This is a genomic window from Nonomuraea sp. NPDC049309 (assembly GCF_043196965.1).
In the GTDB taxonomy this organism is placed as follows: domain Bacteria; phylum Actinomycetota; class Actinomycetes; order Streptosporangiales; family Streptosporangiaceae; genus Nonomuraea; species Nonomuraea fastidiosa.
Genome location: NZ_JBICSH010000001.1, coordinates 761,283 through 782,559, shown reverse-complemented (window position 1 = coordinate 782,559; position 21,277 = coordinate 761,283). Strand labels below are relative to the sequence as shown.

At 73.2% G+C, this 21,277-nt stretch carries 21 protein-coding genes; 12 read left to right on the top strand and 9 right to left on the bottom strand.

Features of this window, described 5'->3' with window-relative positions:
- Positions 1 to 27: 27 nt before the first annotated feature.
- Entirely contained in the window at positions 28 to 618 is a 591-nt protein-coding gene (locus ACGFIM_RS03715) for a CGNR zinc finger domain-containing protein (RefSeq protein WP_393194039.1), read from the bottom strand.
- Between the two features lie 256 nt (positions 619 to 874).
- Here ACGFIM_RS03715 and ACGFIM_RS03710 point away from each other — a divergent pair, with 256 nt between their 5' ends.
- The gene (locus tag ACGFIM_RS03710) at positions 875 to 1,759 is read left to right on the top strand and encodes a hypothetical protein (RefSeq protein ID WP_393194036.1); all 885 of its coding nucleotides are present in this window, start codon (positions 875 to 877) and stop codon (positions 1,757 to 1,759) included.
- A gap of 27 nt (positions 1,760 to 1,786) precedes the next feature.
- On the opposite strand, the gene ACGFIM_RS03705 is transcribed toward ACGFIM_RS03710, so the two are convergent.
- The gene (locus ACGFIM_RS03705; RefSeq protein WP_393194034.1) at positions 1,787 to 2,290 is read right to left on the bottom strand and encodes a hypothetical protein; all 504 of its coding nucleotides are present in this window, start codon (positions 2,288 to 2,290) and stop codon (positions 1,787 to 1,789) included.
- Positions 2,291 to 2,442: 152 nt separating this feature from the next.
- Here ACGFIM_RS03705 and ACGFIM_RS03700 point away from each other — a divergent pair, with 152 nt between their 5' ends.
- Positions 2,443 to 2,991: a hypothetical protein gene (locus ACGFIM_RS03700; RefSeq protein ID WP_393194032.1), complete on the top strand. Its 549-nt coding sequence runs from the start codon at positions 2,443 to 2,445 to the stop codon at positions 2,989 to 2,991.
- Between the two features lie 8 nt (positions 2,992 to 2,999).
- On the opposite strand, the gene ACGFIM_RS03695 is transcribed toward ACGFIM_RS03700, so the two are convergent.
- The gene (locus tag ACGFIM_RS03695) at positions 3,000 to 3,527 is read right to left on the bottom strand and encodes a hypothetical protein (protein WP_393194030.1); all 528 of its coding nucleotides are present in this window, start codon (positions 3,525 to 3,527) and stop codon (positions 3,000 to 3,002) included.
- 118 nt (positions 3,528 to 3,645) lie between these two features.
- Here ACGFIM_RS03695 and ACGFIM_RS03690 point away from each other — a divergent pair, with 118 nt between their 5' ends.
- Positions 3,646 to 4,788 (top strand): hypothetical protein, encoded by a 1,143-nt coding sequence (locus tag ACGFIM_RS03690; RefSeq protein ID WP_393194028.1) that lies wholly within the window; start codon positions 3,646 to 3,648, stop codon positions 4,786 to 4,788.
- 362 nt (positions 4,789 to 5,150) lie between these two features.
- Here ACGFIM_RS03690 and ACGFIM_RS03685 read toward each other — a convergent pair whose 3' ends face one another.
- Positions 5,151 to 5,549, bottom strand: coding sequence for an ArsR/SmtB family transcription factor (locus ACGFIM_RS03685; protein WP_393194026.1), 399 nt, complete (start codon positions 5,547 to 5,549; stop codon positions 5,151 to 5,153).
- Between the two features lie 82 nt (positions 5,550 to 5,631).
- On the opposite strand from ACGFIM_RS03685, the gene ACGFIM_RS03680 reads away from it, so the two are divergent.
- On the top strand, positions 5,632 to 6,870 hold the full coding sequence (locus tag ACGFIM_RS03680; RefSeq protein WP_393194023.1) for an MFS transporter: 1,239 nt from the start codon (positions 5,632 to 5,634) through the stop codon (positions 6,868 to 6,870).
- A gap of 582 nt (positions 6,871 to 7,452) precedes the next feature.
- On the opposite strand, the gene ACGFIM_RS03675 is transcribed toward ACGFIM_RS03680, so the two are convergent.
- Positions 7,453 to 8,406, bottom strand: a complete 954-nt coding sequence (locus ACGFIM_RS03675) for a restriction endonuclease (protein WP_393194021.1) — start codon at positions 8,404 to 8,406, stop codon at positions 7,453 to 7,455.
- A 543-nt stretch (positions 8,407 to 8,949) separates the two neighbouring features.
- Between ACGFIM_RS03675 and ACGFIM_RS03670 the strand changes: the two genes are divergently transcribed.
- The gene (locus ACGFIM_RS03670) at positions 8,950 to 9,375 is read left to right on the top strand and encodes a hypothetical protein (RefSeq protein ID WP_393194018.1); all 426 of its coding nucleotides are present in this window, start codon (positions 8,950 to 8,952) and stop codon (positions 9,373 to 9,375) included.
- Positions 9,376 to 9,476: 101 nt separating this feature from the next.
- Here ACGFIM_RS03670 and ACGFIM_RS03665 read toward each other — a convergent pair whose 3' ends face one another.
- The 3 genes from ACGFIM_RS03665 to ACGFIM_RS03655 all read right to left on the bottom strand — a co-directional run bounded on the left by ACGFIM_RS03665 (position 9,477) and on the right by ACGFIM_RS03655 (position 12,299).
- Positions 9,477 to 10,262: an SDR family NAD(P)-dependent oxidoreductase gene (locus ACGFIM_RS03665; RefSeq protein ID WP_393194015.1), complete on the bottom strand. Its 786-nt coding sequence runs from the start codon at positions 10,260 to 10,262 to the stop codon at positions 9,477 to 9,479.
- An 85-nt stretch (positions 10,263 to 10,347) separates the two neighbouring features.
- Positions 10,348 to 10,983, bottom strand: a complete 636-nt coding sequence (locus ACGFIM_RS03660) for an HAD family hydrolase (protein WP_393194012.1) — start codon at positions 10,981 to 10,983, stop codon at positions 10,348 to 10,350.
- A 218-nt stretch (positions 10,984 to 11,201) separates the two neighbouring features.
- On the bottom strand, positions 11,202 to 12,299 hold the full coding sequence (locus ACGFIM_RS03655) for a winged helix DNA-binding domain-containing protein (RefSeq protein WP_393194009.1): 1,098 nt from the start codon (positions 12,297 to 12,299) through the stop codon (positions 11,202 to 11,204).
- A gap of 165 nt (positions 12,300 to 12,464) precedes the next feature.
- Between ACGFIM_RS03655 and ACGFIM_RS03650 the strand changes: the two genes are divergently transcribed.
- From ACGFIM_RS03650 to ACGFIM_RS03620, 7 genes are all read left to right on the top strand, one after another.
- Complete coding sequence (locus ACGFIM_RS03650; RefSeq protein WP_393194006.1) at positions 12,465 to 13,109, top strand: GntR family transcriptional regulator; 645 nt, start codon at positions 12,465 to 12,467, stop codon at positions 13,107 to 13,109.
- A 78-nt stretch (positions 13,110 to 13,187) separates the two neighbouring features.
- Positions 13,188 to 14,423 (top strand): MFS transporter, encoded by a 1,236-nt coding sequence (locus tag ACGFIM_RS03645; protein WP_393194003.1) that lies wholly within the window; start codon positions 13,188 to 13,190, stop codon positions 14,421 to 14,423.
- Between the two features lie 208 nt (positions 14,424 to 14,631).
- A complete protein-coding gene (locus ACGFIM_RS03640; protein ID WP_393194000.1) occupies positions 14,632 to 15,393 on the top strand; it encodes a TSUP family transporter in 762 nt (253 codons plus the stop codon).
- Positions 15,394 to 15,471: 78 nt separating this feature from the next.
- On the top strand, positions 15,472 to 16,443 hold the full coding sequence (locus ACGFIM_RS03635) for a helix-turn-helix transcriptional regulator (protein WP_393193997.1): 972 nt from the start codon (positions 15,472 to 15,474) through the stop codon (positions 16,441 to 16,443).
- 360 nt (positions 16,444 to 16,803) lie between these two features.
- A complete protein-coding gene (locus ACGFIM_RS03630) occupies positions 16,804 to 17,421 on the top strand; it encodes a LysE family translocator (RefSeq protein ID WP_393193994.1) in 618 nt (205 codons plus the stop codon).
- Positions 17,418 to 18,152 (top strand): alpha/beta fold hydrolase, encoded by a 735-nt coding sequence (locus ACGFIM_RS03625; protein ID WP_393193991.1) that lies wholly within the window; start codon positions 17,418 to 17,420, stop codon positions 18,150 to 18,152. The genes ACGFIM_RS03630 and ACGFIM_RS03625 overlap by 4 nt, the downstream gene beginning before the upstream one ends.
- A gap of 3 nt (positions 18,153 to 18,155) precedes the next feature.
- Positions 18,156 to 18,368 carry a hypothetical protein gene (locus ACGFIM_RS03620; RefSeq protein ID WP_364051644.1) on the top strand — a complete coding sequence of 71 codons (213 nt, stop codon included), beginning with the start codon at positions 18,156 to 18,158 and terminating at the stop codon, positions 18,366 to 18,368.
- A 624-nt stretch (positions 18,369 to 18,992) separates the two neighbouring features.
- Here ACGFIM_RS03620 and ACGFIM_RS03615 read toward each other — a convergent pair.
- Positions 18,993 to 21,209, bottom strand: coding sequence for an MMPL family transporter (locus ACGFIM_RS03615; protein WP_393193988.1), 2,217 nt, complete (start codon positions 21,207 to 21,209; stop codon positions 18,993 to 18,995).
- Between the last annotated feature and the right edge of the window lie 68 nt (positions 21,210 to 21,277).

Below are 21,277 nucleotides of genomic sequence, written 5' to 3'. Positions count from 1 at the left end.
CCACGTGCCTGGTCGCCGATGCCGCCGTCACGGGGCCGGCGGCTGATCCTCGTGCGAGCCGGAAGCGCTGCGGCGGGCGCGGTGCGCGCGTACCCTGCCGCGGCTGGCGCACGACGGGGACGGGCACCAGCGCCGCCGCCCCGGCGGGTCGATGAACACGCCCCGGCAGTCGTCCTCCTGGCAGACCTTGAGCGCCAGCCGGTCGGAGCCGGTCAGGTGATCGACGGCCTGGCGGGCGACCCTGGCCAGCGCGTGCACGGCGGTCGCCGGGGGTTCGCGGCGCAGCCGGCCGTCCGCGCCGAGACGGATCGGGTCGTCGTATCGGGTCAGGAACGCGGCCAGATCCGCGACGGCGCGGGCCGGCGGCGGGTGCTCGTCCACCGTGGCCAGCGCGAGCGCGCGCAGGGTCTCGCGCAGCGTCCACGCCTGGCGGAGGTCGTCCTCCCCGGGCGGCTGAACGGGGGAGAGCTCGCAGCGCGCCAGCCACTCGGCGAAGCGTTCGGGCGTCGCCAGCCGCTCCACGGGGGATCGGCTGAACGTGCGTCCCCGGGTGGCGAGCAGGTTCAGCCACGTGGCGCCGCAGTCGAAGCGGAAGGCGAGCTTGTCCTCTCTGACCACGAAGCACATCGTAACGCTGAAGCCGTTACGATGCTGGTAACGTATGAGGCGTTACGAGAAGGGTGTGGGCGTGGAGACCGGCAGGGAGCCGAGAGCAGAGCTCGATCCGGCGGCGGACCGCGAAACGAGCGCGGCGAGCGGAGCGGGGACGGCTGGCGGAGTGGGAGCGGCGAGCGGCGCCGGCCCGGCAGCCGGGGCCGGCGGGGCGAGGGGCGCGGGGGAGGCGAACCGGACGGCGGGGGCGACGATCCGGACCGTGCTCGGTGACATCCCGCCCGAGGAACTGGGCGCCTGCGACGCCCACGATCACCTGTTCCTCCGCTCACCGGCGCTGCCCGGCCAGGAGCTGGACGACACCGAGGCCGCGCTCGCCGAGCTGCGCGCCTTCGCCGCCCTCGGCGGCCGCGCCGTGGCGCAGTGGACGCCGTGGGGGATGGGACCTTGCCTCGACCGCCTGCCCGGCCTGTCCAGGCGATCCGGCGTCCACATCATCGCCGCCACGGGCATGCACCAGGCCAAGCACTACGCTCCGGACGGGCTGGAACGCCACTACGGAGCCCTGGCCGGCCTGTTCGTCCGCGAGCTGACCGGCGCCCCCGTGAAGGCAGGCATGATCAAGGTCGCGGGCGCCTTCCACCGCCTCGACGACCACGCCCGGCACGTCATGGCCGCCGCCGCCGAGGCGCACCACGCCACCGGCGCGCCCATCGGCGTCCACCTGGAGGCGGGAACCGCCGCGCTGGACGTGCTCGACCTGCTGTGCGGTACGCACGGGGTCGCACCGCACCGCGTCATACTCGGCCACCTCAACCGCTTCCCGGACGACGGGATCCACCGGCAGGCCGCCGCGGCCGGAGCCTTCCTGGCGTTCGACGGCCCGTCCCGCGCGCACCACGGCACCGACTGGCGCCTGCTGAGCCGCCTCGCGGCCCTCGCCGACGCCGGCCACGCTCACCAGCTTCTGCTCGGAGCCGACACGGTCACCCCGGCCGCCCGGTCGGCCGCCGACGGCCCCGGCATGCCGTTCCTGCTCAGCGGCCTGCGCCCGCGGATCGAGCGTGAGCTGGGATCCGGCCTCGCGACCGCCGTCTTCACCGAGAACCCCGCCCGCGCCTTCGCCACGCGGTGGCGGCGCCCCTGAACCTGCCGAGGACGCCCTGCCCCCGGGTCATCCGGCAGGCTCGATGCGGACGACGGCCGTGTCCCCGTCGATCTTGAGTACCTCCAGGCTCATGGCGTCGTTGATGGTCGCGGTGACGCCCTTGGCGCAGTCCATCAGGACGCCGCCGCCTCCTCCCGAGACGACCGTGCCGCCGCCGTCGCAGTTCGCGATGCTGAAACCCATCCCCGTCACCGGCGCGACCATCTCGACCGACTCCTGGCGGATCGCCTTCACGTCGATCGGACCGAGGCCGTACCGCTCCGGCACGGTGACCACGTCACCCGCGGTGACCTCGATCTCGCACGTTCCGTCAGCGCACGGCCCGGTCAAAGCAGGCGTGGGCGCCGCCGCGTCCGCAAGGGCCGCCGCACCCACGGGGGACGCCGTGTCCGCGGCGGGCGAGACCGCCGAGCCGGAGCCGCCGGCCTGGCCTCCGGCGGGGACGGCGGCCGGGGATTCCGAGGAGCACGCGGTGAGCGCGGCGAGCACGACGGCTACGGCGACGGCCATGGACGACCTTGTGCGCATCATGATCCCCATCGAACCGCGCCGTTACCCGGGACGTCCACAGGCCGACGCCCGGTTGTTGGCTGAGCGTTACACAGCACCGCGTACGAGCCTTGACGATCACCTGTAGGGTGCGCCGGAAAGGAGTTCCCTACATGTCACCCTCCGTCCCGTCAGCCTGGCCGGCGGCGCTGGCCGCTGCTGCGTACCCCACGTATGACGCCTGGAAGACCCGGCTCGAGTGGCCGCTGCCGCCGGAGACTCCGGACGACCACCTCGCGGGATATCCGGGGGCCTTCATCGAGGCTACGGTGCGTTGCGACCCCGGCGAGATCGACGGCTCGCCGATCCTGCTGGTGCGCGACGAGCTCGCCGCGCTCGCCGGGGCCGCGACGACGTGGGCCGTTCCGGTGCTCATCGTGCTGTTCGCCCTCGCAGGCCGGCGCTCACCGGCGACGGCGCCGCGCGCCGCATGGGCGCTGACGCTGCTCGCGCTCATCGGGCCGCTCTCGGCCCGCTACCGGGGCGAGGATGTCTGCTCCGGCTCGCTGCCCCTGTTCGGCCCCGGCTGGTTCGAGGCGTTCCTGGGCGGGTGGGGGCTGCGTGAGTTGTGGCTGCTGGGCGCCGCCCTGCTGGTGCTGCTCGCGGCGGGTCCCGTGCGGCGGGCGGTCACGCCGGTCCGGCCCGTACGAGGTCTCCGGTAGGAATCGCCTCAGTGGTGCCGGGCCCCGGTCTCGATCTGCCCGCCGACCTGCCTGCGCAGCCCGTCCAGCAGCTCCGGCGTGGACACCACCGTCCAGCGGTCGCCCACCAGGTACGTCCCGCCGTACGGCTGGGCGTGATCGAGCCAGGCCCGCTTACCCTCGTCCTCGGTGAACGTGACGATCGTGTACCAGCCGCGCTCGGTCCGGCAGGCCGCCTGCTTGAGCTCGTCGGCGTCCACCTGCAGGCGCGCCTCCGGGCAGCCGGCGGCGGCCTTGAGCTTCTCCATGCTCACCCTGGGCAGCTTCGCGGTGGTGGGGGAGGGCTGCGGCCGCGCACCTGCGCCGCCCGTCATCGAGGCGTGCCCCTGATGCCGCATCTGGGGGTGGTGCGCCGCTCCGCCGGCCGCCTGGGCGTGCGGGTTCCCGCAGGACGCCAGGCACGCGCCCAGCACGATCGCACCCGCCGGGACGGCCAGCAGGCCCGTCACCCGCTTGCGCGCGCGGGCGAGTGGTGGCGGTTGCGGGGTGAGCGTCATGGTGGTGTTCCTCCGTTCAGGCGGCTCCGACCGGAGGTACGCACGCCTGTCCGCGCGCGGTTCACGCTCGTGGAAAAGGGTTCGAGCCCGCGACGGGCCGCCGGTTAGCATCGCGCGGATGAACGCTGATCGTCTGCCGCTGCTGTGGCTGTCGGGCCCGTCGGGCGTCGGGAAGTCATCGGCCGGGTTCGAGATCTGCAGGCGGCTCGGCAGGGAGGGCGTCAAGGCGGCGTTCGTGGACGCCGACCAGATCGGCCTCCTCTACCCCGCACCCGAGGAGAACCCCCACCCGCTGCGCGCCCGCAACCTGGCCGCGCTGGGGGAGGGGTTCCTGGAGGAGGGCGCGCAGTGCCTGGTGCTCGCCGGATTCGTCGACACCCCGGACGAGGTGCGCGAGTACACCGCACGGCTGCCCGGCGCCGCCTTCACCGTGTGCCGGTTGCGGGTCTCTGGGGCGGAGCTGCGGCGGCGCTACCTCGGGCGAGGCCGGATGCCGGACCTGGTGGAGCGGGCGGTGGCGGAGGCCGAGGCGCAGGAGCGCACGGCGTACGCGGACCTGTCCGTGGACACGGGCGGGCTGACGGTGCGGGAGACGGCCCGCCTGATCATGGAGCGCGCGGGGTGGCCGCGACGGGTCGCCTCCGTTGCGCGGCCGGGACGGTCTCAGCCCGGCCCTACGGCGGGCGGCGGCCCGGTGCCGCTGCTCTGGTTCACGGGGGCGACGGCGGTGGGCAAGTCCACGGTCGCGTACGAGGTGTTCCGGCACGTCGTGGGGACCGGCGCGCGGGCGGCGTACGTCGACATGAAGCAGATCGCGATGCTGCGGCCCGCCTCCGGCGACCTGTGCGATCTCAAGGCGCGCAACCTCGCGGCGCTGTGGGCGGGCTATCGCGCGGCCGGAGCGACGTACCTCATCGTCTGCGGCGAGGCGGACACCGGCGAGACCGTCCGCCACCGCACCCGCCTGCTCCCCGGCGTGACCCCCACCGTGATCCGCCTGCACGCCTCCCCGGACACCCTGCTCGAACGCGTCACGGCCCGCGGCCGGGGCGAAGGACCCGCCATTCCCGGCGACGAGCTGAAGGGACTGGACGAACCCGCCTTGCGCGCCGCCGCCACCCGCGCGGACACCGAGGCGGCCGCCCTCGACCAGGCCGGTGCGGGGGACCTGCGGATCGGCACCGACGGCCGGCCGGTGGCCGACGTGGTCGCCTCCGTGCTGGCCGGCGTGGGGCTCACACCGGAGGACACGAGAGCCTGAGCCTGTCCTGCGTGACGCACCCAGGCCATGGCTTTGGAAGGGCGGCTGGGCCCGCGGCCGGCCCCGGAAGGACGGCTGGGCCCGCGGCCGGCCCCGGAAGGACGGGTGGGCTCGCGACCGAGCCCGGAAGGACTGGTGGGCTCGCGACCGAGCCCGGAAGGGCGGGTGGGCCTGCGGCCGGGTCCGGAAGGGCGGCGCCCGCCCGGCCCCGCGGACCAAGCTCAGGCCGGGTGGGCGCCGCCGGCCCTCGAGGGCCGGAGAGGCTGCGTCGGCGGGGCGATCAGGCCACCGGCGCAATCCGGCCGCAGGCTACGGTACTGCAGGCGACGGGCGCCTTCCCAGGCGTCTGGAGATGAGCGGGGTCAGGACGCCTGACGCGACTCGGGCTCGGGCACGGTCCAGGACGCGACGAGATCGAGCAGGCCGGGGAAGCGGGCGTTCAGATCGTCCACGCGGACGTGGCTGCGGCGCTCGAGGCCGTACTGGCGCTGCCTGATGATGCCGGCCTCGCGCAGGGCCTTGAAGTGATGGGTGAGCGAGGACTTCGGCCGGTCGATGCCGAACCAGCCGCACGCGTGGTCGAAGCTCTCCCGTTCCAGCAAGAGCTTGTTCACGATGCGCAGCCGCAACGGATCGCTCAGCGCGGCCAGCACCGTCTCCAGGCGCAGGTCCTCGGCTGCGGGCTCGGGCAGCGGCTCGGGCAGACCGGAGGGTTCCGGCAACTCCACGATGGCGGCCACTGTCGGCTCCTCCCACGACATTCCCAGTACGAGATGAATCGTACTGCATGCTACTGTTCGACTTCATTCGTACTAGTTCGACGAAACTCGTACAGGAGGAGTCGTGCCCGAACCCCAGACCGACCCCGCGCTCCGCCCGCCCGCCGCCGGCCCGCGGACCGCCCCCACCTGGTGGGTGTGGCTGGCCGCCTGGCCGGTCACCGCCGTCTTCGTGCTGTCGAACGCCGCGACGCCGCTCTACGCGCTCTGGCAGCGGGACATCGGCTTCTCCAAGGGCACGCTCACCGTGATCTTCGCGTTCTACATCGTCGGCCTGCTCGGCTCGCTGCTCGTCTCCGGCGTGGCCGCCGACCGGCTGGGCCGCAAGCGCGTGCTGCTGCCCGCGCTCGGTCTCGCGCTCGCCGCATGCGCGATCTTCGCGACGGCGCAGAACGTGGCCGCGCTGATCGTCGCCCGCCTGTTCACCGGCATCGCCGTCGGCGCCGTGGTCTCGGCCGGGATGGCGGCGGTCAGCGACGTCGCAGGGAAGGCCCGCGCCCGGCTCGGCGCGCTGCTCGCCTCCTGCGCCATGGTCTTCGGCGCCGGGCTCGGCCCGCTGCTCGCCGGCATCCTGTCGGAGACCCTGCCCGCGCCGACCGTCACCGTCTTCGCCGTCGAGGCGGCCCTGCTGGTGACCGCCGCCGTCGCCATCGCTCGCATGCCCCTCCACCGCTCCGCCGGCACCCCCGCCGGCGGCTCCTGGGTGCGGCTGCCGCGCGTGCCTCAAGGCAACGGCCTGCGGCTCGCCCTCGGCCTCGCCGTGTTCGCTCCCGGCATCACCGCCACCTCGTTCGTGCTGTCGCTCGGCCCCTCGCTGCTGTCGGGCCTGCTGAACACCACCAGCCGCGTCGTCGCCGGAGCCATCGCCTGCGCGATGTTCCTGGCCGCGACCGGAGTCCAGTTCGTCGTGCAGCGGCTGGGCCGCCGCGCCATCCTCATCACCGGGGCCACGGCCATCGTCGCGAGCATGGCCGCCCTGATCGCCGCCGTGCACACCTCGAACGTCCCGGCGCTGCTCGCCGCCGCGCTGCTGGCCGGAGCCGGTCAGGGTCTGGGCCAGCTCGGCGGGCTGTCCCTGCTGAACGCCAGCGTCCCGCCCGAACGGCTGGCCGAGGCCAACGCGGCGTTCAACGTCGGCGGCTACCTTCCGGCCGGCACCCTCCCCGTCGCCACCGGCTACCTCAGCGACGCCATCGGCCTGGCGAACGGCGCGACCACCTTCGGTATCGCCCTGATCGCCCTGGCCGTCATCGGCGGCATCGTGGTCCTCGCAACGGGACGCCGCGTCGCGGAACCGGCCTGAGCGCGCACGGCGGGTGCGGGGGACGCGAAGGGCGGCCCCGGAGCCGAAGACGCGCCACCTTCCACCCGCACCGTTCCTGCCGAGCGGACACCCCCGATCCACCTCCCCGGCCGGGCCTCGGGACAGAGCGGCGCCGCCCTTCGCGGCGCGAGAGACGAAACGGCGCCCCGGCCACCGGCACGCCGGCGCCCGGGAAGGCACCGATCCTGCGCAGAGCGGGTATTCCGGTTCCGGTCGCGAGCCATCGTCCGCGTCGCGCGCCTCCACCTCGAAGCGGAGGCGCTCACGCGCAGAGTGCCGGAAATCGCCGTCCGGGCGGCTGTTCGCCACCGTGGCGGGCGGCGATGACAGGGATGTGATCTACATTGTAAAGGCGTCGGCGGGGGACGGTACATCACGCCTGCACATCCAGGTAGAAGGCGGCCGGAACCTCGGCTCGCTGCCCGGATGAAGCGCACCGATGCCCCGGCTGTGCTGATGAAGCGCTCTGGCGGCCCGTTGCGCGGATGGAGTGCTCCGCCGGTCCGCTGTGCGGGTGGGGTGCCCTGACGGCTCGCTGTGCTGATGCAGCGCTCCGGCGGCTCAGACGGCCGGCCAGTGCTCGTTCATCGGCCGCGAGCGGCCCGCATCATGCGTGACCTTCGAGCGCGCGGTCCCGCCCCCGCCCGCGACCCGGCGCCGATGCCGGCGGAGCCGCCCGCGTCCTCTGCGCCATCGGCCCTGGCCGGTCGGCATCTTGAGCAGCTCATGAAGCGCCACGCCCTCCTGGGCCCACGCGCGCAGGGCGCTTCGGTCGATCAGGTAGATGCCCACCTGCGCGGCATAACGGATGGCGTCGCTGGTGAAGCCGCCGTTGGTGACGACGATGGCGTCATCGGCGCCGTGAGCGTGTTCGGCGGTGCCGTTGACCTGATAGATGACCCGGGCGCCCACCTTCGCCCGGGTGACCGTGTGCTTGCACTGCACCACGATCACCCGGCCGTCAGCGCCGTGGCCGATCACGTCCGCCGCCCGGTCGCCTGCTCCGCCCACGCGTTCGGCGTCGAATCCGTCGCGGATCATGAGATCGCGGACGGCGTACTCGAAGGCCGTGGCGTCCATCCTGTCGATGTCCGTGGTCAGGTCGAGCCGCAGATGAGCGAGGCGTTCCGCGCGGCGACGCCGTATGGCCGTCTTCCGGCGCCACCACACGGCCACGACGACCGCAGGAGCCAGAATCGCCGGCGCGGTCAGGTACCAGTGGGCGAGCACCAGCTCCACCAGAGCCCTCAGGGCCTCGATCAGGAGAAGAAGGGTGAACACGGCAGCCGCTGCCGCCGCCGCCCATTCACCCGGCGTGGCGGGCCGCCGCGGACGAACGCGTGAGCGCAGCCAGGCCCATGTCTTGCCGCTCACGGAGCCGTGACCCCGGCCGGTGCGTCGCCGGCGGGAGCGGCCGGCGCTGGGGGTGCGGGTTGAACCGGCTCTGGCGGCGCGGCCTTGACCCCCTGCACCGCGAACCAGGCCACCACGGCCGCAACGGCCGCCATCAGCCACCCGGCCTTCTTCTTGGATTTGCGGCGCGGTTTATTCACCCAATGGCCGCGCCGATAATACCGATCCGCCATGGCTCTCCTCCTTCAGTCCTTTGTCGGGAAGTGCGAGTGCCATATAAGCAGGCGGCCCCGACACATTGGAGCCGCTCGGTTCGGCCCGGCTGTTATCGCTGAAATCCAAGGATCTGCCGGTGCTGGAGATACTGGAGATGTGCCGTGTGCGGCGTTGATCTCCCGCGCATCAGTGAATGCGCAGTCCAGATCATGGAACGTGATATCTCGGCAAGAGGGATGTAAGGGGGTGCTGTAACCACTTGTGCGCTGTGACCTGGATGGACTTCACCGGAAAGTGAGTGGAAGATCCCTGGCTGTCACTGAAGTGTGCCTGGTCGATCAATCTCCGGATTCATACCTTCCTGGTGTCGGACCATGCATACATCCAGGCGAGGGATGCATGAGCGCGCACGCAGCAAGTTCAGACGAGCCGCAGAAGCGGACATGCAGGGTGTTCGGGGGGAGAAGGCGAATCGAGGAAGCCCTACGAATGGTCGAGGAAGCGCTCACGGAGACGGGGCGCACCTCGAAGGAAGTCGCTGAGCGGCTGGACATGATGAGAGCCGCGGTGGAGCAGAGGCTCGATCGGCTATCGGCGGACGTTGCTCAGATCAACCGGCCTGAGCAGAAACCGGCGTCAAGCCAGGAGGCGGAGGAGCTGGGGAGACTCCTCGTCAAGATCATCGAATCCGGTAAGTTCCAAATGCATCTGCATGCGCAGATCGCCGAGTTCGTCACGGAGGAGACGAAGGGGGGAGCGCGTCTGGCTGGTCGAAAGGCTCTTGAAGCCAGCGAAAAAAAACCACCACGGCCTGGCGTGCTCGCTACGTTCAAGCAGCTCGCAGAGGATCCGCTGCAGGCACGCAAGCGCAAAACGGAAAGTGGCCGGAAAAAGGCGGACGCAAGCGAGGCCTAGTCGCGGCAGTGGTGCGCCGGTGCTGCCGCGACTCCTCACGGATCACGGGCGCGCGTGATCGGGGGCGCTATCCGCGGCGCCAGGCATCCGTGGCGCCCGGCTCAGGGGAGGGGATCCTGGGAGCATGCGATGCGGCCGGTCACCTTGCCGGCCGGCTCGCGGCAGAGCGCGAGCGCGGCGGCGGCCATGACCTCCGGGGGTTCGGCGTTCGGGTCGTTCTCGGTGGTCAGGCCGTGGAAGAGGGTGCCGGGCGTGGGGACGACCTGGGTGGGGGCGAGGGAGTTGACGGCGATGTTGTCGGCGTAGAGCTCGGCGGCGAGGCCCGTGGTGAGGCGTTCCAGTGCGGCCTTGCACATGCCGTACACGGTGGCGCCCAGGCCGGCGAGGCGGTCCGGCGGGACGGACGGGTGGCGGGCGGCCACCGACGAGATGTTGAGTATCCAGCCCTGGCCGCGTTCCCGCATGCCGGGGATGACGAGCTGGGCGAGGTGCGTCGGCGCGTTCACCTGGACCTCGAACATGAGGGCCATGCGGCGCGGGCTGAAGTCGGCGACGGGCGTGAAGTAGGTGACGGCGGCGTTGTTGACGAGGATGTCCACCTGCCCGTAGCGGTCGAGGACCTGCGACACCAGGCGGGTCCTGTCGCCGGGGACCGACAGGTCGGCGGCGAACGCCTCCGCGGTGCCGCCCGCGTCGCGGATGCGGCTGACGGTGTCGCGCAGCGTGCCCGGCAGCCGGTTGGTGCCGTCCTCCAGCGTTCTGGCGGTGGCCGCGATCCGCGCGCCCGCCGCGCCGAAGGCCTCGGCGATCGCGGCGCCGATGCCTCTGCTGGCTCCGGTCACGATCGCGACCCGTCCGTCCAGCTCGCCCACGGCCGGCTCCCGCACTTCTAGAACGATGTTCTGATAGTGAGCTTCTGTCCGGGCGGCGCAGCGTGTCAAGGGCCCCGGGCGGGTGCCACCGCCGGCGCGGTCAGTCGAGCAGGGACCGGCCCAGCGCGTACGCCTCCGTCAGGTCGCCGCCCCGGTAGCTGAGGGCGGCCAGGTCGGCGAGGTGGTGGTCGGCGTTGACCGCGACCGTGTTGGACAGCCGCCGGAACAGCGGCGCGTCCGACATCGAGTCCCCGTACGCGACCAGCCGCTCGTGCGGCAGCCCGTACCGCCGCCGCAGCCGCTCGGCGATCCCGACCTTGTCGGCCGGGGTGAGGATGGCCTCGGGATCCAGCGGTTCGGCGAACGGCGGCGCCGGGAACCGCGACGCCACCACCTCGTCGAAGCCCAGGTCGAGCAGGTGCCGGGCGAAGAAGTCCGGCGACATGGTGATGACCGCGCAGTGCTCGCCGCGCTCGCGGATGTCGCGGCAGACCTGCTCGATGCCGTGCAGCCACGGGCCGGCCGCGAACGCCTCCGCCACGGCCGTCTCCGTCAGCTCGCGCCACAGCTCGTGGATGGCGGCGGCGAAGCCCCGCGTGTCGATCTCGCCGGCCGCGAAGCGGGCCTCCAGTGCCACGAGTTCGTCGTACGTGCCGAGCCGCCGGGCGATCTGCAGGCTGGCCGAGGAGCCGGTGAGCAGCGTGCCGTCCATGTCGAAGACGTGCAGGGACGTCATCCCGTCACCCGCGCCTTCCGCCCCGTTTCGTCCATGTCCATCCGAGATGGTAGCGGGGCGGTCAGGACGTGCTCAGCCCGGCCGGGTGGATGCTCTGCCTATTGTGCGCCCATGGTGCGTGCCGTCGGGCCGGGGCGGGACCTCGCACGACGGGAGGCGCGGCGCCGCACGCCGGGACACCGGCGGATGCCGGGTGCCGGACGCGGCACATGACGTGGTCACGCGATGCGCGCCTCGGAGGTCTCGCCGTCCGACAGGAACGCCGCCAGCGCCCGCCCCTCCTCGACCAGCTCGCCCCGCTCGGCGCGGGTGAGGTCCCGTAGCGGGGCGATGACGACCGCGCCGGAAGGGCCGGGCTCGACGGTCCAGGTGGCCGACACCCGGCCGTCCACCAGGACGACGCGGGCCCCCGCCACCGACAGGCTCCGGTGCTCGTCGTCGATGATCCGGGTGCGGTCGTGGTAGCCGAGTATCGCGTTGTCGAAGGCCGGCAGGAAGCGTACGGGGGCGGGCGTGTCAGGGTCGGGGCGCGGCGCGTCCGGCAGGTCGAGCAGCACCCGGCCCCGCTCGTCCCGGAACGTGACCAGCTCGTCCCGCACGGCCGCCACCGCGGCGGGCAGCCCCGCCAGGCCGGCCCAGGCCCGCAGGTCGGCGGTGGCGGCGGGTCCGTAGGCGGCGAGATAGCGGCGTACGAGCTCACGGCCCGCGGGATCGGAGCCGTCGGCGGGCAGGGGTTCGGCCTTGCGGCCGAGCCAGGACTCCAGCGTGGCGTAGCGCGCCCCTGCCCTCGCCCGCCACACCCCGCGCGGCGGCAGCTGCACCGCCGGGACCAGCGCGGCAATCGCCAGCTCGCCCAGCGCCCGCGCGTCCGCGCCCGGCCGGCGCTGCGCCAGCATCCTGCCCATCTCGCCCATCGACCGGGGCACGCCGTCGCCCATGATCGCCTCGATCTCGGCCCGCAGCTCCTCCAGGTCGATGCCGTCCAGCTCGCGCCGGTACACGGCGAGCACCTTCTGCCGCAGCATCGCGTCATGGCGGGCCCGCCAGGCGAGCGCGTCGCGGGCGGTCACGAGGTGCACGGTCCTGCGCATGAGAGGCATCCGTACGACGTGCCGTCCGGTCAGCAGGCCCGACAGCTCCGCGGGGTCGAACGCCGCAAGGCGTGACCACAACCCCGCGTACGGCTCCTGCGGCTCCTGCGCCTGCAACCCGCACAGGTGCGCGACCGCGTCCAGAGCCGGGACGGCGGAGCGTTCGAGCAGCGACTGCCGGGCCAGCGTGGCGCGGTTGAGCGCCCGCGTGCTGAGAACGACCATGAGCATCCTTCGAGGTGCGAGATGGGTGGCGCGTCAGGCCCACTCTCGCAGGGATTGCGGCCGGATCATGGCCGCAATGGCCCGGCCGCACGCCATCCCATGGACCGCAACATCATGGACACAACATAGATACAAGCTTGTATTCATGCCTGATATCCTGACGGCATGCCCGAGAACGCCAAGCGTCCGTCCGCTGCTCAGACCGCGTACGCCGTCACCAAGGAGCTCATCCTCTCCGGCGAGCTGCCCGGCGGCACCCTCATCAGCGAGGGCGAGATCGCCGAGCGCGTCCAGGTGAGCAGGACTCCGGTGCGCGAGGCGTTCCTGCGCCTCGAGTCGGAGGAGCTGCTGGCGCTGCACCCGAAGCGCGGCGCGGTCGTCGTGCCGGTGCCGCCCGGGGAGGCGGCCGACGTGCTGGAGCTGCGGCTCGCGCTGGAACGTTCCGCCGCCGAGCGCATCGCCCGCACCGGCCTGCCCGGCGAGCACGACCAGCGCATGCGCGACCTGCTGGCCCGTCAGCGGGAGCTGGCGGCGGCGGGCGACGTCGGCAGGTACGCCGAGGCGGACGAGGCGTTCCACCGGTCCATCGTCGAGGCGTCGGGCAACCGCCTGGCCGCCCGCTTCTACGCCACCCTCGGCGACCGGCAGCGCCGCATGAGCATCTCGGCGCTGCGGCTGCGTCCCGAACGGCTGCCACTGCTCACCGGCGAGCACGAGACGCTTCTCGATCACCTGCGGGCCGGCGATGCCACGGCTTTCGGGCGGGCGCTCCACGCCCACCTGACGGCCACGCACGGCGACCTTCACTGACCTCCGCCTCCTCGGCTGAGCCGGCTCGGCCGGGGCGCTCACGTTCGTACCCGACCGACACCGAAAGTGCGTATCGCCATGCTCGAAACACGGCAGGCCGCCGCGACGGCGAGACCGTCCGCACCCCGCAGGCCGTCCTGGAGGGTCGTCGCGGTGGCGATGCTCCTGTGCGGGTGGGGCGGCAACCAGTTCACGCCGCTGCTGCTCATGTACCGCCGCCTCGGCGGCTACTCGATGCTCGACGTGGACGCCTTCCTCGGCGCGTACGTCGTCGGCCTCGTCCCCGGCCTGCTCCTGGCCGGTCCCGTCTCCGACCGGCGCGGCCGGCGTCCCGTCATGGTGGCGGGGACCGCCGCGTCCGCGCTGGCCAGCCTGGTGCTGTGCTTCAGCGGCCAGAGCCCGTGGGCGATCTACGCGGGCCGCCTGATCACCGGCGTCGCGGTCGGCATCGCGATGGCGGTCGGCAGCAGCTGGGTCAAGGAGCTGGCCTCCGGTGAGGACGCCGCGCTGCCCGCCCGGCGCGCCTCGCTCTGCCAGACGGCCGGGTTCGCGCTGGGGGCCGGGGTGGCGGGCGCGCTGGCCCAGTGGGGCCCGTGGCCCATGGTCAGCCCGTACGTCGTGCACCTGCTGCTCACCGCGGCCGTCCCCGTGCTGCTGCTGCGCGTGCCCGAGACCCGCACGCCGGGCCCGCACCCGGACGGCAGGGGAGTGCTCGCCTCGCTGCTCGACGACCTGCGGGTGCCCGCCCCGGCGCGGCGGCGGTTCCGGCTGGTGGTGCTGCCGATGGCGCCGTGGGTGTTCGGGGCGGCCGGGCTCGCGTACGCGGTCATGCCGCAGCTCGTGGACACCCGCGTGGGGGAGTGGGGCCTGGCGTACGCCACCGGCCTGACCGTGCTGATGCTCGGCATGGGCGTGGCCGTCCAGCCGGCGGCCAAGAGGCTGCGCGGCGGGCGCGCACCCGTGGCGGCCATGGTCGTGATGCTCGCCGGGGCGGCGCTGTGCGTGGCGGGCGCGGTGGTGCTGTCGCCGTGGCTGGCCGCCGCTGCCGCCGCCGTGCTGGGTGCCGGGTACGGGATCGCGGTCGTGTCCGGGCTGCTGGAGATCCAGCGCATGGCGGGCGCGGACGACCTGGCCGGCCTCACGGGGATCTACTACATGCTCGCGTACGCGGGATTCCTGCTGCCTGCCCTGCTGGCCGGATTGTCGGCGTGGCTGACGTACCCGGTGATGCTGGCCGCGGTGGCCTGCGCGGCGCTCGTCTGCCTGGCCGTCGTCGCGACCGGCGTGCGCGTCACGGCGCGAGCCGGCCACTGAGACCGGCCGGGGGAGGGACCCGGGTCAGGCGAGCGCCGGCCGCCTCACCATCTGAAACGCGCCGGGAACGGGGTCCTGCCGCGGCCCCGCTTCGCGTTCCGCTCCAGACGAGGGCCGTCAGAAGTGCTCGCCGGGGAGGCGGTGGCGAAGTGCCGCAAGCCCGGCTTGTACACTCTTGGCGTTTCTTGGGGAATCGGGGGAATGGCGCGTGCCGCTGGAGCAGGTCCTGGTGTTGCTGACCGCGGCGGCCGCAGCCGGATGGGTCGACGCCGTCGTCGGAGGCGGCGGGCTGCTGCAGCTTCCCGCCATTCTCATGACCGGCATGCCGACGGTCGAGGCGATGGCCACCAACAAGCTGTCGTCGGTGTTCGGCACCACCTCCGCCGCCGTCGCGTACGCGCGCTCCAGCAAGCTCGACCGCGAGGTCGCGATCCCGGGCGCGGCCATGGCCGTGGTGAGCGCCGGACTCGGCGCGTGGGCGGCCGCGTCCATCTCCGCCGACGTGCTGCGGCCCGCCGTGATGGTGGTGCTGCTCGCCGTGGCCGCGTTCGTGACGCTGCGGCCGAGCATGGGGGCGCTGCCCGAGCCGCGCCTGCGCACCAGGGCCCGGGTGGCGGCGGCCGTCGCGACGGCGGGCCTCGGCATCGCCTTCTACGACGGGATCATGGGGCCGGGGACCGGGACGTTCCTCATCATCGCCTTCACCACGATCCTCGGGCTCGACTTCGTCTCCGCGTCCGCCTCCGCGAAGATCATCAACATCGGCACGAACGTCGGCGCGCTGGCCGTGTTCGCGGTCGAGGGGCACGTGCAGTGGCTGCTCGGCCTTTTCATGGCGGTCTGCAACATCGGCGGGGCCCAGGTGGGGGCGCGGATGGCGCTCAAGCGGGGAGCGGCGTTCGTGCGGATCGTGCTGTTGTGCGTGGTCGTGGCGATGGTGTTCAGGCTGGGGTGGCAGCAGTTCGGCTGATCCCCGGCCCGTCCGGCCGCGGAAAGCCCGCCTTTTCGTCCAGATCAGGGGTGAGCCGCCGGAAATAGAATGGCCGGCATGCGCGCCAGCCGCCTGCTGTCTCTGCTGCTGCTCCTGCAGACGCGGGGGCGCATGACCGCGCCCGAGATCGCGGCCGAGCTGGAGGTGTCCGTACGCACCGTCTACCGCGACATCGAGGCCCTGTCGGCGGCCGGCGTGCCGGTCTACGCCGACCGCGGACCCGCCGGCGGATATCAGCTGCTCGACGGCTACCGCACCAGGCTCAACGGCCTGACCGCCGAGGAGGCGTCCTCGCTCTTCCTCGCCGGGCTGCCGGGACCCGCCGCCGAGCTCGGCCTGACCGAGGTCGTCGCCAACGCCGAGCTGAAACTGCTGGCCGCGCTGCCGCCCGAGCCGCGCACCCAGGCCGCCCGCATGCGCGAGCGGTTCCTGCTGGACGTGCCCAGCTGGTACCGCTCCGCCGACGACGTGCCGCACCTGACCGAGGTGGCCGAGGCCGTGTGGGGCCAGCGGCCGCTCCATATGACCTACCGGCGGTGGGGCAAGCAGGTGGTGGACCGGGTGATCCACCCGTACGGGCTGGTGCTCAAGGGCGGCTCCTGGTACCTCGTGGCCGCCCCGCCCGGCGCCTCGCCGCGCACGTACCGGGTGGCGCGCATCCTCACACTGGAGACGCTGCCGGGACACTTCACCCGGCCGGAGGACTTCGATCTGGCCACCTTCTGGGCGGAGTACGCCAAGGAGTTCCGCGCGCGGTTGTACACCGCGGAGGCGGTCATCAGGCTCGCTCCCGGGCGGGGCGACCTGCTGGCGTACACGATGGGCGCGGACGTGGTCGCCGCCGCGCTGGCCGCCGCCGACCCGCCCGACCCGGAAGGCTGGGTCACGCTCACCTTGCCGGTCGAGTCGCTCACGTACGCGCGCTGGCAGCTGCTGCGCATGGGCACCGACGTCGAGGTCATCGGCCCGCCGGAGCTGCGCGCGATGATGGCCGAGGCGGCCGCCGACCTGGCCAAGCTGTACTGCTGACCCCGCCCCACCATGAGCGGCCCTCCGCCTCGGAGGCACCGGGCCCGATGACCCGGGCCGCCGGATCGGAGAGCCTGACCCCGACTTCCGCCTTCGGCTCCTGGACCGGCGTCCCGGCTGCTGCCGGATCGGCCGACCTGCTCCGGGCCTGGCGCCCGGCCAGCAGGTCGGCGGACCGGCTCTCGGCCTGGTGCCCGGTCGGTGGACCGGCTCTCGGCGTGGTGCCCGGTCGGTGGACCGGCTCTCGGCGTGGTGCCCGGTCGGTGGACCGGCTCTCGGCGTGGTGCCCGGTCGGTGGGTCGGCGGGCCGGGCGGAAAACCAGGCGACACCCGTGCCCGCCATCTGCCAACATCCCCGGCATGTACCTTCTCGCTTTCGTGGGCGCGTGCGTCCTGGTGGCCATGGCGCCCGGAGTGAGCACGGCGATCATCATGCGCCAGACCCTCCGCGCCGGCCGCGGCTCCGGCCTGGCCGCCACGCTGGGCAACGAGACCGGGATCCTGCTGTGGGGCCTGGCGGCGGCGTTCGGGCTGTCCGCCCTGGTCGTGGCCTCGCAGCTGGCCTACGACGTGATGCGCGTGACGGGCGCGGCCGTGCTGGTGGTCATGGGCGCGCAGGCGCTGTGGCAGGCGAGAAAACCGGCTCCTCTCACCGCCCCCGAAGGGGAGGCGGTGACGAGCCATCGCGGGGCCTACCTGGCGGGCCTCGGCACGTGCCTGGCGAACCCGAAGGCGGCCGTGTTCGCGATGTCGTTCCTGCCGCAGTTCGTCCCGGCCGGGCAGGACGTGCCGCTCACCCTCGCCACGCTGGCCGTGGTGTGGACGCTGGTGGACATCGCCTGGTACGTGCTGCTCATCTGGGCCGTCAACCTGGCGAAGCAGTGGCTGGGCCGCCCGGCCGTCAAGCGGCGGCTCGAACAGATCTCCGGCCTGGTGCTGATCGGACTCGGTGTGCGGATGGCGGTGGAGGCACGGTGACGATCTGGTACGACGAGCGCGGCGCGGGCGAGCCGGTGGTGCTGCTGCACGCGACCGCGGCCGACTCCGGCATGTGGGACGCCCAGTGGGAGGTGCTGGCGGACCGGTTCCGGGTGATCAAAGTAGACTTCCGCGGCTACGGCCGCAGCCCGTACGAGGCGGGGGAGCCGTACAGCGACGCGGGTGACGTCGCCAAGGTGCTGGCCGCGCTCGGCGTCAGCAGGGCGGCGCTGGTGGGGTCGTCGGGCGGCGGCCGGGTCGCCCTGGAGCTGGCCGCCGCCGGGCTCGCGGGGCGGCTGGTGCTGCTCAACCCGCTGGGCACGCTGGAGCCGACGCCCGACCTGCGGGCGTACTGGGAAGAGGAAGGACGCCTGCTGGAGCAGGGCGACGTGCAGGGCGCCGCGGAGCTGAACGCCCGCATCCTCCTCGGGCCCGGCGCGGACCAGGCGGCGTGGGACAGGCTGGTGGCGATGCAGCGGCACGCGTTCGAGGCGCAGCTCGCCGCCGACCCCGAGCCCGAGCAGGTCGAGAACGAGATCGCCCCGGCCGAGATCGACGTGGCCGCCCTGGTGGTGTCCGGCGGGCACGATCTGCCGTACTTCCGCCAGAGCGCCCGCCGCCTCGCCGCCGAACTTCCCCAGGCGCGGCTGCTCGAGCTGGAGTGGGCCGGGCATCTGCCGGCGCTCGAACGTCCCGATGAGATCAACGCACTGCTGCTGGATTACCTTTAGTGCATGACGAACGACCTGGCGGACCTCATGAGGCAGGCACAGGACGACGATCCGCTGCTGGCGCTGCACGCCACGAGCGCGCTGCGGCGCGAGATCGAGCGGCTGGAGGCGGTCCAGGTGCGGCGCGCCAGGGTGGCGGGGCTGGCCTGGTCGCAGATCGCCGACGCGATCGGGGTGAGCAAGCAGGCGGTGCACAAGAAGTACGGCCGCCGCTAGCGAGCCACCCCCTCGACGGCCCCGCTCTGGGCTTCGGCGTGAGGTCCTGTTGGGTCCGGGAACGGGCCGGCCCTGTTCCGGCTGCTCGGCATGCCAGCGCGCGTGTCAGCGGCGGAGGGCTTCGGGGCGGCCGCCTTCCTCTGGCTGCTAGCCGGACGCCCTGCCCAGAGATCTACAATGTAAAGGCGCCGGGTCGGGACGCTCCGCAAGCAGAAAACCCTGACTCCCAAGACGCCTGAGAGACCAGCCCCGCTTCGGATGACACCCGGCCTCGCGCCGAGGCCGCGAGCACTGCACCGCGTAGGTCGCGCGCCGAATCCCGCCCCTGTGGACCCGCTCCGGCCGTGCCTGGAGCGGACCACCTTGTCATGGCTCCACCGGTCCCGGTAGAAGGCGTCCGCCTGCCTGCCGCCCACCTGGTAGAGGGCGCGAAGGTCCGGGGAGACGGCGCCCGGCCGCGCGGCGCGTCCACGGCCGCTGCACCCGCCCCGGCCGCAGCGTGAACGTGCACTCCTTCCGGCCGCAGTGTGGACGTGCATCCCTTCCTGGCGCAGCGTGGATGTGCGCTCCTTCCGGCCGCAGTGTGAACACGCAGGTGGGACAGGGGCGGTGGGCGAGGCCGGGTCACCTCGCGGAGGCGGCGTAGGCGGGCTCGTGAGCCGGGCGGAGGACGGGCGCCGGGTGAGGTTCGCGGGCCGGCCACCAGAAGTGCGGGCCCAGGTGGCAGGCCAGCGCCGGCACCAGGAACGAGCGGACGAGCACGGTGTCGATCACGACCCCGACCGCCACCAGCAGCCCGAGCTGGACCACCGGCACCAGCGGCAGCACGGTCAGCACGGAGAAGGCCGCGGCCAGCACGACCCCGGCCGCCGTGATCACCCCGCCGGTCGCGCGCAGCGCGTGCAGGGTCGCCTGGCGGGTACCGAGGCGCGCGGTCTCCTCGCGTACGCGGGCCATCAGGAAGATGTTGTAGTCGACGCCGAACGCGACCAGGAACACGAAAGCGTACAGAGCGAACGACACGTCCATCACGGGATGGTCCAGCACCTGCGTGAACAGCGCCGAGCACACCCCCAGCGTGGCCGCGAACGACAGCACCACCGTGCCCATCAGCAGCAGCGGCGCCACCAGCGAGCGCAGCAGCACGACCAGGATCAGGCCGACGACCAGCAGGATCAGCGGCACGACGAGGCGGGCGTCGGCGAGTGCGGCGTTCTTGGCGTCGAGCAGCTCGCCGGTGACCCCGCCGACCAGCGCCGCGTCCCCGGCCGCCGCGCGTACGGCAGCCCGCAGACCCTCCACCAGGCGCTCGGCGTACGGCGTGTTCGGCTCGGCGGCCAGCACCACGTCGTAGACCCGCCAGGGCGCGGCGGGCCCCTTGCGTACCGACACCACTCCCTCTGCTCCACGGACGGCCCGTGCGACGGCGGCGGCCGAGCCTTGCCTGGCCAGCACCACGACGGGCGCGCTGGCCGGATAGTGCCGCCGCAGCGCCTGGTCGCCCTCCACCGAGCTCGTGCGGGTGGTGAACATCGCCGACGGCGGGATGCCGGACGCGTCCAGGGTGGTCAGCCCCAGACACATCACCGCAAGCAGGGCCAGCGATCCCGCCCACGCCACGGCGGCCCGCCGCCCCACGAACCCCGCCACCCGCGCCCACGTCCGCCCAGGCCCCGCGCACGTCCCCGGCCGGACCCGGTCAGGTGCCATGCCTGTGCTCGGCCACGCGCGGCGAGGATGCACGCTCGCGCCCCGCCTGCGGAAACGCGCGAGGCTGAGACCTCGTGTGGCACCTGGCGGCTCGCCGAGCGCGACCGGACCGTCCGGGCCGCCGAAGCCTGGGTGAGGCACGGACGGCCAGAAGGCGCGGCGGCCGCCGAGCAGCATGAGGGCGGGCAGCAGGGTGACCATGACCGCCATCGTGATGAGCACGCCGATGGCGGCGGCCGCGCCGATCGAGCGCAGGGCGTTGGTGTCGGCGGCCACCAGGCAGCCGACTCCGCCCGCCACCGTCAGCGCCGAGGCGACGACCGTATGGACGCCGCCCGCCATCGCCTCCTTCAGCGCCGCCGTCTCGCCGGCGGTGACCCGCAGCCGCTCGCGGAAGCGGGCGATCAGCAGCAGCGCGTAGTCGGTCGCCACCCCGAACACCAGCACCGTGAACACCTCGGGCGTGGCCGCCCGCAGCGTGATCAGCCCGGACCGGGCCAGCGCGTAGATCGCCGCCGCCGAGCAGAGATAGGCGACCAGCACGGACAGCATGGGGATCAGCCACAGCACCGGGCTGCGATAGACGGCCAGCAGGACCAGCAGCACGACGGCCATGCTCAGCGCCAGCAGCGTGCCGTCCACCCGCAGGAACGCGCCGGAGTAGTCGGCCGCCACCCCACCCGCGCCCGCGACGTGGCTGGCCAGCCCCGGCGGGTTGGCCTCGGCCGCGATGCGGCGCACCTGCTCGACCAGCGGGGAGATCATGACGCCGGGCTTGCCCGACAGCAGCACCGTCACCTGCAGCGCGCGCCGGTCGGCGCTGGGCAGCGGCGCCGACGAGGTGCCCACGACGTCGGGCACACGGGCGAACTCCCGCAGGTCGCGCCGCACCGCAGCGAGATCGTCCGGCCGCAGCGGGCCCGGGCGCTCGTAGACGACCAGGGTGGGCACCGTGCGTCCGGACTGCTCGGCCACCAGGTCGAGCACGCGCGCCGACTCGACGCCCCTGGCGAGCATGGACGTGCCGCTCGTGACGCGGACGTCCCCCAGCGGGCCGCTCGCGAGAACGGCCGCCAGCGTGATGACGACCCACCCGAGCACCACGCAGGCGGCAAGCGTCCGCGCGCGCATTCTGCGAAAAAGAACCGGCAATTCCCGCCCACCCCCGGCTTGGTACAAAGGCGCCGGCCGACACGTAG

Bases quoted from the DNA above. Each gene is read 5' to 3' on its own strand.
- ACGFIM_RS03705 (WP_393194034.1), bottom strand. From the start codon at position 2,290: ATGGCCGTCGCCGTAGCCGTCGTGCTCGCCGCGCTCACCGCGTGCTCC.
- ACGFIM_RS03700 (WP_393194032.1), top strand. From the start codon at position 2,443: ATGTCACCCTCCGTCCCGTCAGCCTGGCCGGCGGCGCTGGCCGCTGCT.
- ACGFIM_RS03695 (WP_393194030.1), bottom strand. From the start codon at position 3,527: ATGACGCTCACCCCGCAACCGCCACCACTCGCCCGCGCGCGCAAGCGG.
- ACGFIM_RS03690 (WP_393194028.1), top strand. From the start codon at position 3,646: ATGAACGCTGATCGTCTGCCGCTGCTGTGGCTGTCGGGCCCGTCGGGC.
- ACGFIM_RS03685 (WP_393194026.1), bottom strand. From the start codon at position 5,549: ATGTCGTGGGAGGAGCCGACAGTGGCCGCCATCGTGGAGTTGCCGGAA.
- ACGFIM_RS03670 (WP_393194018.1), top strand. From the start codon at position 8,950: ATGGTCGAGGAAGCGCTCACGGAGACGGGGCGCACCTCGAAGGAAGTC.
- ACGFIM_RS03660 (WP_393194012.1), bottom strand. From the start codon at position 10,983: ATGACGTCCCTGCACGTCTTCGACATGGACGGCACGCTGCTCACCGGC.
- ACGFIM_RS03655 (WP_393194009.1), bottom strand. From the start codon at position 12,299: ATGGTCGTTCTCAGCACGCGGGCGCTCAACCGCGCCACGCTGGCCCGG.
- ACGFIM_RS03650 (WP_393194006.1), top strand. From the start codon at position 12,465: ATGCCCGAGAACGCCAAGCGTCCGTCCGCTGCTCAGACCGCGTACGCC.
- ACGFIM_RS03645 (WP_393194003.1), top strand. From the start codon at position 13,188: ATGCTCGAAACACGGCAGGCCGCCGCGACGGCGAGACCGTCCGCACCC.
- ACGFIM_RS03635 (WP_393193997.1), top strand. From the start codon at position 15,472: ATGCGCGCCAGCCGCCTGCTGTCTCTGCTGCTGCTCCTGCAGACGCGG.
- ACGFIM_RS03630 (WP_393193994.1), top strand. From the start codon at position 16,804: ATGTACCTTCTCGCTTTCGTGGGCGCGTGCGTCCTGGTGGCCATGGCG.
- ACGFIM_RS03620 (WP_364051644.1), top strand. From the start codon at position 18,156: ATGACGAACGACCTGGCGGACCTCATGAGGCAGGCACAGGACGACGAT.
- ACGFIM_RS03615 (WP_393193988.1), bottom strand. From the start codon at position 21,209: ATGCGCGCGCGGACGCTTGCCGCCTGCGTGGTGCTCGGGTGGGTCGTC.